Here is a 16,023-nt window from a genome sequence, read left to right as displayed (position 1 = left end):
TAGTTCAATCCTCAACAAGAAGCAAGTTGAATTTTGAACCAAATGGGTGAGGCGAGCCGAACGGCGGGCCCGGCCGGCCCCCGGCCCGGCGTCAGTCGCCCGTCAGCCGTACATCCGGCGCATGGTGAAGTCGACCATCTGCTCGACCGCCTTGGCGTCGAACACCATCCGGTGCTCGCCCTCCATGTCCAGCGCGAAGCCGTAGCCGGTCGGCAGCAGGTCGAGGACCTCGGCGCCGGTCACGGTGAAGTACTTGGACTCCTTGCCGGCGTACCGCCGCAGCTCCTTGAGCGAGCTGAACATCGGGATCACCGGCGTCGGCGTGTTGTGCAGGGCCAGGAAGCCCGGCCGCTCGCCGCGCGGACAGTGCACCTTGGAGGTGATGAAGATGGCCTGGAAGTCCTCCACTGCCATCGAGCCGGTGGTGAAGGCCCGGACGGCGTCCGCCAGGGACGGCGGCGAGGGCTCCGGGTAGAGGGACTGCTGCGCCCCCGGCGGCTGCTCGCCGTAGGGGCCGGGGCCGGGCATGCCGTTCATGCCCGGCTGCGGCCCCGCCTGCTGGTAGGGATCGCCCGGGTATGCGTTCTGGTCATAGCCGTACACACGGACAGGCTATCGGGAGCGCGGCCACCCGTGCGGGCGTCGATCCTGACAAGGAGTGGCCGCCCCGGCTTGTGGGACGTGACCACGTTCATAGCGGAATCCACGAGGGATTCACCGGTGAGGGCTTGAAACAAGTTACCGCTGGGTAGCATCATGATGCCTACTGGTGGGTACGGGGCGCCCGAACGCGGCGGTCTCCCGGAAGCGACGAACCGGAGAAAACGGCCATGGGTCACTACAAGTCCAACCTGCGGGACGTGGAGTTCAACCTCTTCGAGGTGTTCGGCCGCGAGCAGGTGTACGGCACCGGACCGTTCGCGGACATGGACGTCGAGACCGCGAAGAACATCCTCAGCGAGATCGCGCGCCTGGCCGAGAACGACCTCGCCGCCTCCTTCGTCGACGCCGACCGCAACCCGCCGGTGTTCGACCCCGAGACCAGCACCGCGCCCGTCCCGGCCACCTTCCGCAAGAGCTACGACGCGTACATGGACGCCGAGTGGTGGCGCCTGGGCATCCCGGAGTCGATCGGCGGCCAGGTCACCCCGAGCTCGCTGATCTGGGCCTTCGCGGAGCAGATCCTCGGCTCCAACCCGGCCATCTGGATGTACTCCTCCGGCCCCGCCTTCGCCGGCGTCGTCGCCGAGGAGGGCACCGAGGAGCAGCTGGAGGTCGCCAAGCGGATGACCGACCGCCTGTGGGGCTCCACCATGGTCCTGACCGAGCCGGACGCCGGCTCGGACGTGGGCGCCGGCCGCACCAAGGCGATCAAGCAGGAGGACGGCTCCTGGCACATCGAGGGTGTGAAGCGCTTCATCACCTCGGGCGAGCACGACATGTCCGAGAACATCATCCACCTGGTGCTGGCCCGCCCCGAGGGCGGCAAGCCGGGCACCAAGGGCCTGGGCCTGTTCATCGTCCCCAAGTTCGACTTCGACTGGGAGACCGGCGAGCTGGGCGAGCGCAACGGCGTCTACGCCACCAACGTCGAGCACAAGATGGGCCTCAAGGCGTCGAACACCTGTGAGATGACCTTCGGCGCCAAGCACCCGGCCAAGGGCTGGCTGCTGGGCGAGAAGGTCGACGGCATCCGCCAGATGTTCAAGATCATCGAGTTCGCCCGGATGATGGTCGGCACGAAGGCCATCGCCACCCTCTCCACCGGCTACCTGAACGCGCTGGAGTACGCCAAGGAGCGCGTGCAGGGCGCCGACATCTCCCAGTTCCTGGACAAGACCGCCCCGCGCGTCACCATCACCCACCACCCGGACGTCCGCCGCTCGCTGCTGACGCAGAAGGCGTACGCCGAGGGCATGCGCGCCCTGGTGCTCTTCACCGCGTCCGTCCAGGACGACATGATGGCCGCCAAGCTGCGCGGCGAGCACGACGGTGCCGCCGAGCGCCTCAACGACCTGCTGCTGCCGATCGTCAAGGGCTACGGCTCGGAGAAGTCCTACGAGCAGCTCGCCCAGTCCCTGCAGACCTTCGGTGGCTCCGGCTACCTGCAGGAGTACCCGATCGAGCAGTACATCCGGGACGCCAAGATCGACACCCTCTACGAGGGCACCACCGCCATCCAGGGCCAGGACTTCTTCTTCCGCAAGATCGTCAAGGACGGCGGCCAGGCGCTCACCGCGCTGTCCGAGCAGATCCAGAAGTTCCTCGGCTCCGCCGAGGGCGGCGACGCCCTGGCCGTCGAGCGCGAGCTGCTCGCCAAGGCCGCCGGCGACCTGGAGGCCGTCGTCGGCAAGCTGCTCGCCGACCTCTCCTCGGTCGAGCAGGACGTCAAGAACATGTACAAGGTGGGCCTCAACACCACCCGCCTGCTGATGATCTCCGGCGACGTCGTGGTCGGCTGGCTGCTGCTGCGCCAGGCCGCGGTGGCCCTGGCCAAGCTGGAGGCCGGCGCCTCGGAGAAGGACGTGCCGTTCTACCAGGGCAAGGTCGCGGGCGCCCGCTTCTTCGCCAAGAACATCCTGCCGACCGTCGCCGCGCAGCGGCTGATCGCCGAGGGCATGGACAACGAGATCATGGACCTCGCGGAGGGGGCGTTCTGACGCCGCCCGCACCGACTGCCTGACCCCACCCTCACACCGAAGGGCCCGGTCCCACGACCGGGCCCTTCGGTGTGTCCCGGGGTGGTCCGCGGGTACGCGGTGGGCGTCCGGGCAGGCGATCCGACAGGTGTTCGGACAGCGCCCGGACGGTGCCCGCACGGCGCCCGGACGGTGCCCGGCGGGTGTCCTGCGGGTGTCCTGCGGGCCGTCAGATCCCGTCAGTTCACGTTTCTGTCTGCGTTCTGCATCCGTTGGGATGCTCCGAGTGTCATGTCCGTGTACGGGCATATGCTCAAGGTGCGAAGCCGATCCCCATTCGGCCTCGGCCCTCCCTCGACCCAGGAGCAGCATGTCGACCGCCGCCAGCCAGGCTTTCTTCGACCGGACGCACACCGATGACCTGATCGCCTTCCTCGGCACCTCGCCATCGCCCTACCACGCGGTCGCGAGCGCCGCCGAGCGGCTGGAGAAAGCCGGCTTCCGGCAGGTACTGGAGACGGACGCCTGGGACGGGGTCGCCGGCGGCCGGTACGTCGTCCGCGGCGGCGCGCTGATCGCCTGGTACGTGCCGGCCGGAGCGGGCCCGGAGACGCCGTTCCGTGTGGTCGGCACCCATACCGACTCGCCCAACCTGAGGGTCAAGCCGATCCCGGACACGGGGACGGCCGGCTGGCGGCAGGTCGCGGTGGAGATCTACGGCGGCGTGCCGCTCAACACCTGGCTCGACCGGGACCTCGGCCTCTCCGGGCGGATCACCCTGCGCGACGGCAGCCGGCGGCTGGTGCAGCTGGACGAGCCGCTGCTGCGCGTGCCGCAGCTGGCGATCCACCTGGACCGCCAGGTCAACGAGGGCATGAAGCTCGACAAGCAGCGCCACCTGACGCCCATCTGGGGCCTCGGGCCGGTCGACGAGGGCGCGCTGGTCGCCTACGTCGCCGAGCGCGCCGGGGTCGACCCGGCCGAGGTCAGCGGCTGGGACCTCATGACCCACGACGTCCAGCCCGCCGCCTACCTGGGCCGGGACCGCGAGCTGCTGGCCGGTCCGCGCCTCGACAACCTGCTCTCGGTTCACGCCGCCACCGCCGCGCTCGCCGCCGTGGCCACCGCGGCCGAGACCGAGGGCGCGGTGCTGCCGTACATCCCGGTGCTGGCCGCCTTCGACCACGAGGAGACCGGCAGCGAGTCGGACACCGGCGCGCAGAGCCCGCTGCTCGGCAACGTCCTGGAGCGCAGCGTGTACGCGCGCGGCGGCGGTCTGGAGGACCGGGCCCGGGCGCTGGCCGGCACCGTCTGCCTGTCCTCCGACATGGGCCACGCCGTCCACCCGAACTACAGCGAGCGGCACGAGCCGGGCCACCACCCGATGCCGAACGCCGGGCCGATCCTCAAGGTCAACGTCAACAACCGGTACGCCACCGACGGCGTCGGCCGGGCGGTGTTCACCGCGGCCTGCGAGAAGGCCGGCGTGCCGTGGCAGACCTTCGTCTCCAACAACGCCATGCCCTGCGGGACGACGATCGGCCCGATCACCGCGGCGCGCCTCGGCATCCAGACCGTGGACTGCGGCATCGCCGCGCTGTCCATGCACTCGGCGCGCGAGCTGTGCGGCGCGGAGGACCCGTACCTGCTGGCGAGCGCGATCAAGGCGTTCCTGGAGGGCTGAGCCCCTCCCCCGGTACGCGGAAGGGCCCGGAGAGCACGCGCTCTCCGGGCCCTTCCGCGTGGGTCGCGGCGGGCGGGCTACTCCATGCCCGCCAGGACCAGCGGCAGTCGGCGCGCGCCGTCGGCGGTCAGCCGCACCGGCACGCCCCAGTCCTGCTGGTGGACGTGGCAGGCCGGGTACTCGATCGCCGGGTCGTCGTCGCAGGAGGCCGCCATCGCCGAGACGTGCAGCACGCCCTCGGTCACCTCCCCGGAGAGCACCAGCTCACGGGAGAGCGCCGGGTCCGCGCCCGCGCCGGAGACCAGCAGCTCGGGCGGGGTGGCGCTGACCAGCAGCCGGGTGGACGGGCCGTAGCGCTCGTCCAGCTTCTGACCGGTCGGTGCCTGGAACACCACGTCCAGCCGCAGGGCGCCCGGCGCGACCTCGGTGGCGGCCCGCCGGGTGCGGTGCGCCACCGCGTCCACCCGGACCGCCTCCTCGGGCAGCCGCAGCCGGGTCAGCCGGTGCCGGGCGGACTCGATCACCACGATGTCCTGGTCCACCAGCACCGCGCCGGACGGCTCGCGCAGATCGGTGGCCAGCGTGCTGACCTCGCCGCTCGCCGGGTCGTAGCGGCGCAGCGCGTGGTTGTACGTGTCGCTGACGGCCACCGAGCCGTCCGGCAGCACGGTGACGCCCAGCGGGTGCTGGAACAGCGCCTGGTCGGCGGCGCCGTCCCGGTGCCCGAAGTCGAACAGGCCGGTGCCGACGGCGCTGCGCACCTCCTTGGTTTCACGTGAAACCCAGCGCAGCGACGAGGTTTCGGAGTCCGCGACCCAGAGCCGCTCGCCGTCCGCCGACACCGCCAGGCCGGAGGGCTGGGCGAACCACGCCTCGGCGGCCGGGCCGTCGACCAGGCCCTCGTTGGTGGTGCCGGCCGCGACGCCGACCGTTCCGGCGGCCGGGTCGTACGCCCACAGCTGGTGCACGCCGGCCATCGCGATCCAGATCCGGTCGTCGAACCAGGCGACGTCCCACGGCGAGGAGAGGTCGACCTCGTGGGCCGGGCCCTCGGTCGCCGAGCCCTGCCACCACTGGCGGCCGGTGCCGGCCAGGGTGGTCACCGCGCCGTCCGCGAGCCGGACGCCGCGCAGCGCGTGGTTCACGGTGTCGGCGACGACCACGTCGAACCCGGCGCCGACGCCCTCGGGCAGCAGCACCAGGCCCTGCGGCTCGCTGAACCGGGGGGCGGCGCCGTCCACCAGGCCGCGCACCCCGTCGCCGATCCGCCGGACCACGGTCTCGCCGTCCGCCTCCAGCTCGACCAGCGAGTGGTGCCCGGAGTCGGCCACCAGGAAGTGGCCGTTCGGCAGCCGGACCGCCTTGCCCGGGAACCTGAGGTCCCCGGCGACCGGCTCGGGCGCCACGTACGGGCCGTCGCCGCGCCGCAGCGTCCCCTTCGCCGCGTGCTCCGCCTCCAGCTCCTCGACCAGCCGGGCGATCGCGTGCGCGTGCCCCTCGCCGGCGTGCTGGGCGACCACGTACCCCTCGGGGTCGATCACCACCAGCGTCGGCCAGGCCCGCACCGCGTACTGCTTCCAGGTGACGAGCTCCGGGTCGTCCAGCACGGGGTGGTGCACCTCGTACCGCTCGACCGCGTCCACCACCGCCCGGTGGTCGGCCTCGTGCACGAACTTGGGGGAGTGCACGCCGACGATCACCACGGTGTCGCGGTGCTTCTCCTCCAGCTCCCGCAGCTCGTCGAGGACGTGCAGACAGTTGATGCAGCAGAAGGTCCAGAAATCCAGGACGGTGATCTTGCCCCGGAAGTCGGCGAGGGTCAGGTCCTTGCCGCCGGTGTTGAGCCAACCACCAGCGCCGACCAGTTCAGGGGCGCGGACGCGTGCACGAGAAGCCATGAGGCAATCAAACAGCACAGCCGCGCCCCGCATTCCGGACGGGGCGGACTCAGGAGGCGGAGCGCGGCCTGCGCTGGTGCTTGCCCGCCTTGTAGGCGTCGACCGACTTCCGTGACGAACGCCAGACCCCGTCCGTTCCCTGCGCGGCGTTCAGACGGCCGCGCTGCGCCGCCTGGCGGAGGGCCGCGAGGGAGAGCTCCGCGTCGACGAGTGCGGCAAGCGGCACCATGCGGGCGGGACCGGCCACGTTGGGGACGATGAACCGGTTGAGGTTGTCCTCCATCGCCCGCGCGACGAGTTCTCCGAGGGCCCCGCAGTCGCCCGCGTCAGCCCTGCGGAGCGCGGCCAGGTAGGCATCCCGCTGGCGCTTGAGAATGATGATCGGCGGATATCCGAGCCGTACGAGGACGAGGTTCATGACGAGGCGGCCGGTTCGGCCGTTGCCGTCGAGGAACGGGTGGACGCGTTCGAACCCGTTGTGGATCCGGGCCAGCTCCTCCGGCAACGGGCGTCCGAGATCCTGGCCCGACTCGATCCGCCGGCCGAGGTCGCAGACGTCGGCCACCCACTGCTCAACCTGCGCCGGCACCAGCGGCCAGGGAGGCGGTGTCATTCCCTCGGCGAAGGGGGCGATGTCGTGCTCGCGGAAGTTGCCGGGGCCCTCGCGGTCCCCAGCCTCGGGATGAGGGGCGACGTTCCAGACCGGGGTCATGGCCACGTGGTGGACGTGGCGGATCTCCCCGAGGGTGACGAGGCGGCCGTCGTGCCAGGAGTCCGGTTCCAGCGCCTGGCCGTAGACCCAGCGCGCGGCGTCGGCGTAACCCTGGACCTCGTTGTACTCGCTGAGCGGTTTCGCCCCGACGGCCCGGCCCTGGTCCAGGAGCGCCTGGACCTCGCGGAGTACCAGCGTGTTGCCCTCGAGGGCGGTGGAGTGGTGCGCCTCCTCGTGCCAGATGTCGTCCCAGATCTCCCGGGCCTCCCTGGGGCTGGGGAGCCCGCCGAAGCGCTCGTTCAGCTCTGCCAGCGCTCCGCCGAGCCGGTTGTAGACGGTGCTGCGGCTGGGCCCGCCTCGTCCGGCCACCGTTGTTCCTCCGCTCCTGGAGTTGATACATGCCCGGAACAGCTAATTGAACTTATCAACTTCAGGGAGGTCCGGGCCCGGATCACGCAGGTTTTCACTCGGGAGTGGGACGGTGCGGGGCAGCGCCCCACGAGGGGCCGGCGGTCAGACGATGAGGTGGGGGAGGAAGCGGGCGCCCTGGTGGGTGATCGGGCTGTCGTCGGTCTCGCGGATGCCGAGGCCGGCGGCCTCGCCGTCGACGACCCAGGTGCCGAGCACCGGGCGGTTGCCGTCGAAGTCGGGCAGCGGGTGCAGCTGCTGGTAGCAGTGGCCCTCGGCGCCGTAGCGGTCCGGTTCCCCGGCCCCGTCCGGGCCCGATGCGTTATCTTTTGCCGATCCTTGACCGCGGGACCGGGCCCCACGCGGGCGGCCGCCCCCACGAGGAGCGACCTGCGACACGGACCCGGGGGGCTGGACAACCCATGAACGACATCCTGCACGGACTCGGCGCGGCGGCGGCCTTCGGCGGCGTCGGGGTCGTCCTGCTGCTGCTCGGCATCCTCCTGGTGGACGCCCTCACGCCGGGTCGGCTGGGCCACCAGATCTGGGTGGAGCGCAACCGCAACGCCGCCGTGCTGCTCAGTTCGGCGCTGCTGGGCATCGGCGGCATCGTCTTCACCGCGATCCTCTACACCTACGAGGACTTCGGGAAGGGCCTGGCCTCCACCGGCTGCTTCGGGCTCCTCGGCCTGGTGCTGATGGCCGTCGCGTTCTGGTTGGTGGACGTGCTGACGCCGGGCAAGCTGGGCGCGATCCTGGTCGACCCGGAGCCTCACCCGGCGGTCTGGGTGACCGCCAGTTGCAACCTGGCGGTGGCGGCGATCGTATCGGCCTCGATCGCCTGAACTTCGGCGGAGCCGGACGCCGCCGCGGGACCGGGTGTCTCCTCGGCGCCGCCCAGCACGTGCCGCCTGCCCCAGGCGCCCAGCGGGGCCAGCGCCTCGTTGAGCCGCCGTCCGGCCGCCGTGAGCGAGTACTCGACCCGCGGCGGCACCTCGTCGTACGGGACGCGGTGCACGATCCCGTCCGCCTCCAGCTCGCGCAGATGGGCGGCGAGCACCTTCTCGGTGATCCCGGGGACGTGGCGGCGCAGCTCGCCGAAGCGCAGGCTCGGCCGCTCGCCGAGGGCCCAGAGGATCAGTACCTTCCACTTGCCGCCGATGACGTCCATCGCGGCGTCGATCCCGCACACGTACGCGCCGGGCCTCGGTGTCGTCGCCATGCCCCTGCCCCCGCCCCTCCGCCGACCTGTTCGCTCACCTCAGGGTAACCACCCACTCCCAAGTGCGTACTTGAGCACAGCAGGGACGGGCGACGAGCCTGGTGGGCATGACGACGAACGACACCGACACCCGTCCCCCGACCACCGGTCCCGCCCCGCTCACCCTGCTCGGCCTCGGCGCGATGGGCACCGCGCTGGCCGGCGCCTGGCTGTCCGCCGGGCACCCGCTCACGGTCTGGAACCGCACCGCCGCCCGCGCCGAACCGCTCGCCGCGAAGGGCGCCGCCGTCGCCGCGACCCCGGCCGCGGCGGTCGCCGCCAACCGGCTGGTGGTGGTCTGCCTGCTGGACGACGAGTCGGTCGGGGAGGCCCTGGCCGGGGCCGACCTGACCGGCAAGGACATCGTGAACCTGGTGACCGGCACTCCCGGCACGGCCCGCGCCCGGGCCGCCTGGGCGGCCGCCCGCGGCGCCCGCTACCTGGACGGCGGCATCATGGCCGTCCCGCCGATGATCGGAGTCCCGCTGGCCGGCCCGTACGTGTTCTACAGCGGCTCCAGGGAGCTGTTCGAGGAGTACCGGGAGGCCCTCGCCGTCCCGGCGGGCACCCACTGGGTGGGTGCGGACGCCGGGTTCGCCGCGCTGTACGACGTGGCCCTGCTGAGCGCGATGTACGGGATGTTCGCCGGGGTCGCGCACGCCTTCGCGCTGGTGCGGGAGGAGGCGGTCGACCCGGGCGCGCTGGCGCCGCTGCTCTCCTCCTGGCTCACCGCGATGTCCGGTTCGGTCGCGACCACGGCGCGGCAGCTGGTGGCGGGCGACTACACCGAGGGTGTCGTCTCCGACCTGGCGATGCAGGTCGCGGGCGTGCCGACCTTCCTGCGCACCGCCGAGGAGCAGGGCGTGAGCGCCGAACTGCTCACGCCCTACTTCGACCTGATGCGGCGCCGTCTGGAGGCCGACGCGCGCAACGGGGCCGAGGACCTCACCGGCGTGGTCGACCTGCTGCGCGGGTGACCGGCCGGGGGCTGCTCGGCGGCCGGCCGACGGGTCGGCCGGTCACCGCTCGCCCGACCACCGCTCGGCCGGTCACCGTTCAGTCGGCCGCAGTTCAGCCGGCCGCCCGGCGGTCGGCCTCCGGACGGCGGCGGAGGGCCGGTTCGGTGAGCGCGCGGGGCTGCCAGACCCCGTCCGGGTGGTAGACGTTGGTGCCGGGCGGCACGATCGCGTCGATCCGGTCCAGGGTCGCGTCGTCGAGGACGAGGTCGGCGCCCTTGAGGGCCGCCGCCAGCTGGTCCTGGGTGCGCGGGCCGATGATCACCGAGGTCACCGCCGGGTGCGCGAGCGGGAAGGCCAGGGCGAGTTCGGGCAGGGTGCGGCCGAGGCCCTCGGCGACGGCGGTCAGCTCCTCGACGGCGTCCAGCTTGGCCTGGTTCACCGGCAGCGCCGGGTCGAACCTGGCCGGCATCAGGGCGGCGCGACCGGTGGCCATGTCGATCGGCCGGTCCTTGCGGTAGCGGCCGGTGAGGAAGCCGGAGGCGAGCGGCGACCAGGTCAGCGCCCCCATGCCGAGCCGCCGCACGGTCGGCAGGACGTCCCGCTCGATGCCGCGCGCGAGCAGCGAGTACGGCGGCTGCTCGGTCCGGAACCTCGGCAGACCGCGCCGCTCCGCGACGTGGTGGGCCTCGACGAGATCCTCGGCGGGGAAGGTCGAGCAGCCGAAGGCGACGATCTTGCCCGCCGAGACCAGGTCGCCGAGCACGGCGAGGGTCTCCTCGATGTCCGTGCCGGGGTCGGGCCGGTGCACCTGGTAGAGGTCGATCCGGTCGGTGCGCAGCCGCCGCAGGCTGTCCTCGACCGCGCGGACGATCCACCGGCGGGAGTTGCCGCTCCGGTTGCGGCCCTCGCCCATCGGGAAGTGCACCTTGGTGGCGAGCACCACGTCGTCGCGGTCGCCGCGGGCCTGGAGGGCCTTGCCGACGATCTCCTCGGACTCGCCCCCCGAGTACATGTCGGCGGTGTCGACGAAGTTGATGCCCGCGTCGAGCGCGGAGTGGACGATCCGGGCGCAGTCGTCGTGGTCGGGGTTGCCGATGGCCCCGAACATCATGGTGCCGAGGCAGTAGGTGCTGACCTCGATGCCGGTGCCGCCGAGGACGCGGTAGCGCATGGTGGTTCCTCCTGGGTCGTCGCTCGTGCGCGGCGCGGGGCCGTTCGGCGCCGGGGCCGTGCGGTGCGGTGCGGTGCCCGCCGTGCGGTGCCGCGGGTGCCGACCATAGGACCTGGAGTGCGCTCGAACGCAAGGGGTGCTTCCCCCTGCCGGGGGAGCCGGCTCGTCCCGGCGGGCGAGGTCCCGGGCGGCCGGGCGCTGCGAGCGTGGGGGCATGACGACGACGAACAGGTGGGCGGAGGCGGGTTCGGGGCCGGGGTCGGGGGAGGTCGGGCCGGGTCGGCGACGGCGCCGCCGGCCGGTGGACGGGCGGAGCGTGGCGATCTGGGGCGTCGGGTACGCGGGGCTCGGAGCGGGCTGCGCGCTGAGCGGGACGCCCTTGGTCGGCACCACCGCCGGGCCGGGCTGGGCGGTCGCGGCGGTCGGCCTCGCCGCGGTGGCGGTCGGCGCGGCGGTCGCGGTCCGCGGTCCGGTCCCGGCGCTCCGGAAAGCCCTGTGGGTGCTCTGCGCGGCAGCCGGCGCGGGCGCGTTCTCGCTGCTGATGGACGTGCTCGCGCTGCTCCTCGGCCAGAGTGTGGACAGCGGTCCGGCTGCCGCGCAGCACGCGCTCGCGGCCCTCGGGGCCGTCCTGCTCGCGGCCGTGGCGCGGGCCGGGCGTCCGGACGCGGGCGGGGTGCGTGCGGTCGGTCCGTCGGCCGCCCCCGGAACGGTTCAACTCGCCGCCCTCGCCGGGAGTTCGGCCTTCGTCCCGTACATCGCGATGAAGCTGTTCTGGGCGTCCGGAGGCAGCTTCGCCGGGGTGGACGGGGCCGACCTGCACGCCGCCGCCGAGCGCAACGGCGCCTCCGGGCTCTGGCTCGCCCTGGAGTCCTGGGGGCTGGACGCGACCGCGCTGCTGGCGATGCTCGGTGTCCTCCTGCTCCAGGGTCTGGTCCGACCCTGGGGACAGGTGTTCCCGCGCTGGATCCTTCCGCTGGCCGGGCGTCCCGTCCCGCGCTGGCTCCCGCTGGTCCCCGCCCTGCTGGGCGCGGGCACGCTCGTCCCGTACGGGGTGCTGGGCCTGGGCTGGGCGGCGCTGGGCACGGCGGGGGTGGTCGGGGTGCCGCGCGGAGACTTCCCGACGCCGGGGGACACCCTGCTGGTCGCCTGGATCGGGCTGGGCGCGTTCGCGGTGTACGGGGTGGCGCTGGCGGTGGCGGCCCGTTGGTACTGGCGGCGCACCGCCTGATCCGCCCGATCCGCCCGCCCCGGAGCGGACCCGGAGCCGGCCCGGCCCGCGCCGGGGCCGACCGCGGGCTTCCGGAGGGTGTTGCCGAAACAGCAACGAAAGTTGCTTCCGGGGTGGTGGTCGGCGCAGCCTGGCGGTGGAGGTGATCGCGATGAGCGACACACACAGCGACGTGCGCGTCCGGGCCGCCGAGGGTGGATACGACGTAGTGGTGGTCGGCGGTGGCGCCGCCGGGCTGAGCACGGCCCTGGTCCTGGCCCGGGCGTGCCGCCGGGTGGCAGTGGTCGATGCCGGACAGCCGCGCAACGCCCCGGCCGCGCACCTGCGCGGCTTCCTCACCCGCGACGGCCTGCCGCCGGGAGAGCTGCTGGCGGCGGGCCGGGCCGAACTGACGGGCTACGGAGTGGATCTGCTCGACGACCGGGTGGACCGGATCGTCCCGGTGCCGGGCGCCGGTGTCCCCGACTTCGACGTCCGCCTGGCGGACGGCCGGACCCTGCGGGCCCGCCGGGTGGTCGTCGCCACCGGCCTGCGCGACGGGCTGCCGGAACTTCCGGGGCTGGCCGCGCGCTGGGGCCGCGACGTGCTGCACTGCCCGTACTGCCACGGCTACGAGGTGCGCGACCGGCCGCTCGGGGTGCTGGGCACCCACCCCGGATCGGTGGGGCAGGCACTGCTGATCCGCCAGTGGTCGGCCGACGTCGTCCTCCTCGCGCACACCCTGGACCTCTCCGCCGACGACCGGGCCCGGCTCACCGCCCGGGGCGTCCGGATCGTCGAGGGCGAGGCTTCGCTGGTGCTCGTCACGGACGACCGGCTGCGCGGCGTCGAACTCGCGGACGGCGCGGTCGTGCCGTGCGAGGCGCTCTTCCTCGTCCCGCGGTTCGAGCCCCGGGACACCCTGCTGTCCGGGCTGGGCTGCGAGCGGGACGCGCAGGGCCGGATCGGCACCGACCGCGAGGGCCGCACCGGTGTGCCCGGGGTGTGGGCGGTGGGCAATGTCGCCGACCCGCGCGCCCAGGTGGTCACCGCCGCCGGGGCCGGCTCCGCGGCCGCCGTCGCGCTCAACCACGACCTGGTCGACGAGGACGTCGAGCGGGCCCTCGCCGCCGCCACCGCTCCGCCTGCCACCGCTGTCCCCACCGCCGCACCGGCGCGGTGACCACCCATCTCGAACGAACGGAGTACCCGATGACCGGGCACACCCACCAGCACGGGCACCAGCACGGCCACGGCCACCAGCACGGCCACGACGGCGAGTTCGACTGGGACGCCCTCGCCGTCCACCTGGAGCGCGAGGCGGACATCCAGTCCCCGGCCGTCGCCGGGGCCGCGCACTGGCTGCGCGGACTGCTGGACGGCACCCCCGTCCGGCGGGTGCTCGACGTGGGCAGCGGACCCGGGGTGATCGCCGGAGTGCTCGCGGACGCCTTCCCGACCGCCGAGGTGGTGGCGGTCGACCAGTCGGCCGCGCTGCTGGAGCGCGCCCGGGTCCGTTCCGTCGGCCGCGTCGGCACCCGGCAGGCCGAGCTGCCGGCCGACTTCGGCACCCTGGGCAGCGCCGACCTGATCTGGTCCGGCAACGCGATCCACCATCTCGGCGACCAGCAGGCCGCGTTGACCGCCCTGGCCGGGACGCTGCGCCCCGGCGGCCTGCTGGCCGTCGCCGAGCGCGGGCTGCCCGCCCGCTACCTCCCGCGCGACCTCGGTCTCGGCCGTCCCGGGCTCCAGGCCCGGCTGGACGCGGCGCACGAGGAGGCGTTCGCGCAGATGCGCGAGGCCACCCCCGGCGCGGTCGCGGTGGTGGAGGACTGGCCCGCCATGCTGGCCGTGGCCGGGCTGGTGCCGAGCGGCAGCCGGACCTTCCTGGTCGACCGCCCGGCCCCGTTGGACCCGGCGGCCCGTGAGTTCCTGCACGTCCAGCTCTCCCGGCGGCGCGAGCAGTTGGACACCCGGCTGGACGCGGACGATCTGGCCGTCCTGGACGCCCTGCTGGACCGGGAGGCGCCCACCGGCGTCCTGGCCCGGCCGGACGCCTTCTACCTCACCGCGGTCACCGTCCACACCGCCCGGGCGGCCGGTGACCGGTGACCGGTGGGGCGTTTCCTGTGGATCGGTCCGGGGCTCACCGGTCGGGCTTGCGGTGCCGTCCCGTCCCCTTCCGCAGCAGCGGCACCGGGGTGTCCGTCTGCGGGAACACCGGCCCCGGCGCGGACTCCGCCCCGGGGCGGACGATCAGCGGGTACGCCTCGGCGTAGTTCTCGGCCACCGCGACCGGCTGCCAGGTGTGGCCGTCCCACTCGACCACCAGGCGCGGCACGTCCTGGAAGAGGTGCGCGGCACGGCGGGGGCCGGGGGCGAGGGTGATCGCGTCCCTGGTCCCCGGCGCCCGGCGGCGGCGCGCCCGCTCGGCGTACCACTCGGCCAGCGGCTGGTCTGCCGGTGACCCCTCCTCGGCGTCCATCGTCGGCGCCTCCCTCGGGTATCGGTCGGGGACGGCCAGTCTTGCCGATCCGTCCCCGGCCGGGCGATTCCACGATCGGGTGAAAACGCCTCCGGCGAGGGGGCTCAGAGCCCGGAGGAGAGCTTCAGGGTGACCGCGCCGGCGATGATCGCGGCGAAGGAGACCAGCTTGGGCAGGGTGATCCGCTCCTTGAGGATCAGCGCGCCGAACACCACCGTGCCGATCGAGCCGAGCCCGGTCCAGATGGTGTAGCCGACACTCACGTCCAGGGTGCGCAGGGCGAGGCTCAGCGAGTAGATGCCGCCCGCGGCGGCGGCCAGGGTGAGGACGGAGGGCCACAGGCGGGTGAAGCCCTTGGTGGCGTTGGTGCCGAGGGCGAAGACGATCTCGAAGACGACGGCGACTGCCAGGTAGGCCCAGGCCATGACGGTTCAACTCCTTGGTGGGGATGCCGGTTCGGCGGTACGGAGGGCTGTGGGCGGGGATCAGGCGGAGGCGGTCGCTGAGCCGGCGGCGGGCGCGGTGGCCGTCGCGGCGGCGTCGCGGCCGCTCGGCCGGTCGGCGAGCTTGAGGCCGAGCACCCCACCGATGATGAGGACGAAGGCGAGCGCCTTCCCGGCGTTCATCTCCTCGTCGAAGATCAGCGTGCCGAGCACGACCGTGCCGACCGAGCCGATGCCGGTCCACACGGTGTAGCCGACGCCGACGTCGAGGGTGCGCAGCGCGAGGCTGAGGAAGAAGATCCCGCCGGCGGCCGCGGCGGCCGTCAGCAGGGACGGGCCGAGTTCGGTGAAGCCGTGGGTGGCGTTGGTGGCGAGGGCGAAGACGACCTCGAAGACGGCGGCGACGAGCAGGTGGATCCAGGCCATGGGACGAGCCCCCCGAGTAGTTGTTGCATGTATGTGCAAACACTTTCTGCTGGGCAAGAGCATGCATGTACAAGTAAGCTTGTGTCAACCACCCAGCCCGGCAAGGGAGGACCCCCGTGCCCACCACCTCGTCCGACCCCAGCCCGGACGCCACCCCGTCCGAGGCTCCCCGCGGCGCCGCCGACGCCCGGATGTGGAACCGGCTCACCGCGCTGCACGCCCAGGTCGAGGGGCGGCTCGCCACCGTCCTGCAACGGCGGCACGGCCTCGGGCTCTCCGAGTACCGCGCCCTCGGCCTGCTCGCCGAGGCGCCCAGGTCCGAGCTGCGGATGCAGGAACTCGCCACCGGCCTCGGCCTCAACCAGAGCTCGGTGACCCGGCTGGTCGCCCGCCTCGCCGCCGCCGACTTCACCTATCGGGACCTCTGCCCGGACGACAAGCGCGGCGTCTACACCGTGCTCACCGACGCCGGTCGCGCCCGTCATCGGGAGGCCCGGGCCACCTACGAGGAGGCCCTCACCGGTGCCCTCGACGAGGCCGCCCTCGGCGCCCCCGAGCTGGCCCCGCTGCTGAGCGCCGCGCGCGGTTCGCTGGCCTGAGCCGGGCGGGCGCGCCCGGTCCCGGCTGCCGCGCCCGGAACGCGGCTCGGCCGCCGCCCCCGGGAACGGGAGCGACGGCCGGGCGGTCGTGCGCCGTGCGTCTTGCGCCGTGCGTCTTGCGTCGTGCGGGT

General features: G+C 73.3%; 16 protein-coding genes and 1 pseudogene. 8 read left to right on the top strand and 9 right to left on the bottom strand.

From position 1 onward, the window contains the following. Positions 1-102: 102 nt before the first annotated feature. A complete protein-coding gene (locus ACIQ9P_RS28330; protein WP_045941044.1) occupies positions 103-603 on the bottom strand; it encodes an SseB family protein in 501 nt (166 codons plus the stop codon). A gap of 227 nt (positions 604-830) precedes the next feature. Between ACIQ9P_RS28330 and ACIQ9P_RS28325 the strand changes: the two genes are divergently transcribed. Further along, positions 831-2,660 (top strand): acyl-CoA dehydrogenase, encoded by a 1,830-nt coding sequence (locus tag ACIQ9P_RS28325; protein ID WP_402361993.1) that lies wholly within the window; start codon positions 831-833, stop codon positions 2,658-2,660. Positions 2,661-3,009: 349 nt separating this feature from the next. Then, the gene (locus ACIQ9P_RS28320) at positions 3,010-4,323 is read left to right on the top strand and encodes a M18 family aminopeptidase (protein WP_402361990.1); all 1,314 of its coding nucleotides are present in this window, start codon (positions 3,010-3,012) and stop codon (positions 4,321-4,323) included. Between the two features lie 77 nt (positions 4,324-4,400). Here ACIQ9P_RS28320 and ACIQ9P_RS28315 read toward each other — a convergent pair whose 3' ends face one another. From ACIQ9P_RS28315 to ACIQ9P_RS28305, 3 genes and pseudogenes are all read right to left on the bottom strand, one after another. Further along, positions 4,401-6,221 carry an NHL domain-containing thioredoxin family protein gene (locus ACIQ9P_RS28315; RefSeq protein WP_402361987.1) on the bottom strand — a complete coding sequence of 607 codons (1,821 nt, stop codon included), beginning with the start codon at positions 6,219-6,221 and terminating at the stop codon, positions 4,401-4,403. Between the two features lie 49 nt (positions 6,222-6,270). After that, complete coding sequence (locus ACIQ9P_RS28310; RefSeq protein WP_402361984.1) at positions 6,271-7,302, bottom strand: Fic family protein; 1,032 nt, start codon at positions 7,300-7,302, stop codon at positions 6,271-6,273. Between the two features lie 144 nt (positions 7,303-7,446). Continuing rightward, positions 7,447-7,656 (bottom strand): annotated as a pseudogene (locus ACIQ9P_RS28305) (glutathionylspermidine synthase family protein); the annotation flags it as partial. A 107-nt stretch (positions 7,657-7,763) separates the two neighbouring features. Between ACIQ9P_RS28305 and ACIQ9P_RS28300 the strand changes: the two are divergent. Continuing rightward, the gene (locus ACIQ9P_RS28300) at positions 7,764-8,186 is read left to right on the top strand and encodes a DUF350 domain-containing protein (protein WP_402361981.1); all 423 of its coding nucleotides are present in this window, start codon (positions 7,764-7,766) and stop codon (positions 8,184-8,186) included. On the opposite strand, the gene ACIQ9P_RS28295 is transcribed toward ACIQ9P_RS28300, so the two are convergent. After that, entirely contained in the window at positions 8,114-8,563 is a 450-nt protein-coding gene (locus ACIQ9P_RS28295) for a winged helix-turn-helix transcriptional regulator (protein ID WP_402361978.1), read from the bottom strand. The genes ACIQ9P_RS28300 and ACIQ9P_RS28295 overlap by 73 nt on opposite strands. 107 nt (positions 8,564-8,670) lie before the next feature. On the opposite strand from ACIQ9P_RS28295, the gene ACIQ9P_RS28290 reads away from it, so the two are divergent. After that, positions 8,671-9,579, top strand: coding sequence for an NAD(P)-dependent oxidoreductase (locus ACIQ9P_RS28290; protein WP_402361975.1), 909 nt, complete (start codon positions 8,671-8,673; stop codon positions 9,577-9,579). Between the two features lie 94 nt (positions 9,580-9,673). Here the strand turns inward: ACIQ9P_RS28290 and ACIQ9P_RS28285 are convergent, their stop codons facing one another. Continuing rightward, complete coding sequence (locus ACIQ9P_RS28285; protein ID WP_402361972.1) at positions 9,674-10,732, bottom strand: aldo/keto reductase; 1,059 nt, start codon at positions 10,730-10,732, stop codon at positions 9,674-9,676. A 316-nt stretch (positions 10,733-11,048) separates the two neighbouring features. Between ACIQ9P_RS28285 and ACIQ9P_RS28280 the strand changes: the two genes are divergently transcribed. The 3 genes from ACIQ9P_RS28280 to ACIQ9P_RS28270 all read left to right on the top strand — a co-directional run bounded on the left by ACIQ9P_RS28280 (position 11,049) and on the right by ACIQ9P_RS28270 (position 14,051). Further along, entirely contained in the window at positions 11,049-11,960 is a 912-nt protein-coding gene (locus tag ACIQ9P_RS28280; RefSeq protein ID WP_402361970.1) for a hypothetical protein, read from the top strand. Between the two features lie 151 nt (positions 11,961-12,111). Then, positions 12,112-13,122, top strand: coding sequence for an NAD(P)/FAD-dependent oxidoreductase (locus tag ACIQ9P_RS28275; protein WP_402361967.1), 1,011 nt, complete (start codon positions 12,112-12,114; stop codon positions 13,120-13,122). A gap of 29 nt (positions 13,123-13,151) precedes the next feature. Further along, positions 13,152-14,051, top strand: a complete 900-nt coding sequence (locus tag ACIQ9P_RS28270) for a class I SAM-dependent methyltransferase (RefSeq protein WP_402361964.1) — start codon at positions 13,152-13,154, stop codon at positions 14,049-14,051. Between the two features lie 34 nt (positions 14,052-14,085). On the opposite strand, the gene ACIQ9P_RS28265 is transcribed toward ACIQ9P_RS28270, so the two are convergent. From ACIQ9P_RS28265 to ACIQ9P_RS28255, 3 genes are all read right to left on the bottom strand, one after another. Next, positions 14,086-14,424 (bottom strand): DUF6087 family protein, encoded by a 339-nt coding sequence (locus ACIQ9P_RS28265; protein ID WP_402361961.1) that lies wholly within the window; start codon positions 14,422-14,424, stop codon positions 14,086-14,088. Positions 14,425-14,528: 104 nt separating this feature from the next. Then, the gene (locus tag ACIQ9P_RS28260) at positions 14,529-14,849 is read right to left on the bottom strand and encodes a DMT family transporter (protein WP_402361958.1); all 321 of its coding nucleotides are present in this window, start codon (positions 14,847-14,849) and stop codon (positions 14,529-14,531) included. 60 nt (positions 14,850-14,909) lie between these two features. Then, a complete protein-coding gene (locus tag ACIQ9P_RS28255; protein WP_402361955.1) occupies positions 14,910-15,293 on the bottom strand; it encodes a DMT family transporter in 384 nt (127 codons plus the stop codon). Between the two features lie 116 nt (positions 15,294-15,409). Here ACIQ9P_RS28255 and ACIQ9P_RS28250 point away from each other — a divergent pair, with 116 nt between their 5' ends. After that, positions 15,410-15,892, top strand: coding sequence for a MarR family winged helix-turn-helix transcriptional regulator (locus tag ACIQ9P_RS28250; RefSeq protein ID WP_402361952.1), 483 nt, complete (start codon positions 15,410-15,412; stop codon positions 15,890-15,892). The last annotated feature ends 131 nt before the right edge of the window (positions 15,893-16,023 follow it).

The organism is Kitasatospora sp. NPDC094019, assembly GCF_044764505.1.
In the GTDB taxonomy this organism is placed as follows: domain Bacteria; phylum Actinomycetota; class Actinomycetes; order Streptomycetales; family Streptomycetaceae; genus Kitasatospora.
The sequence above is the reverse complement of the archived record's forward strand: the minus strand, read 5'-3'. Positions and strand labels throughout refer to the sequence as shown.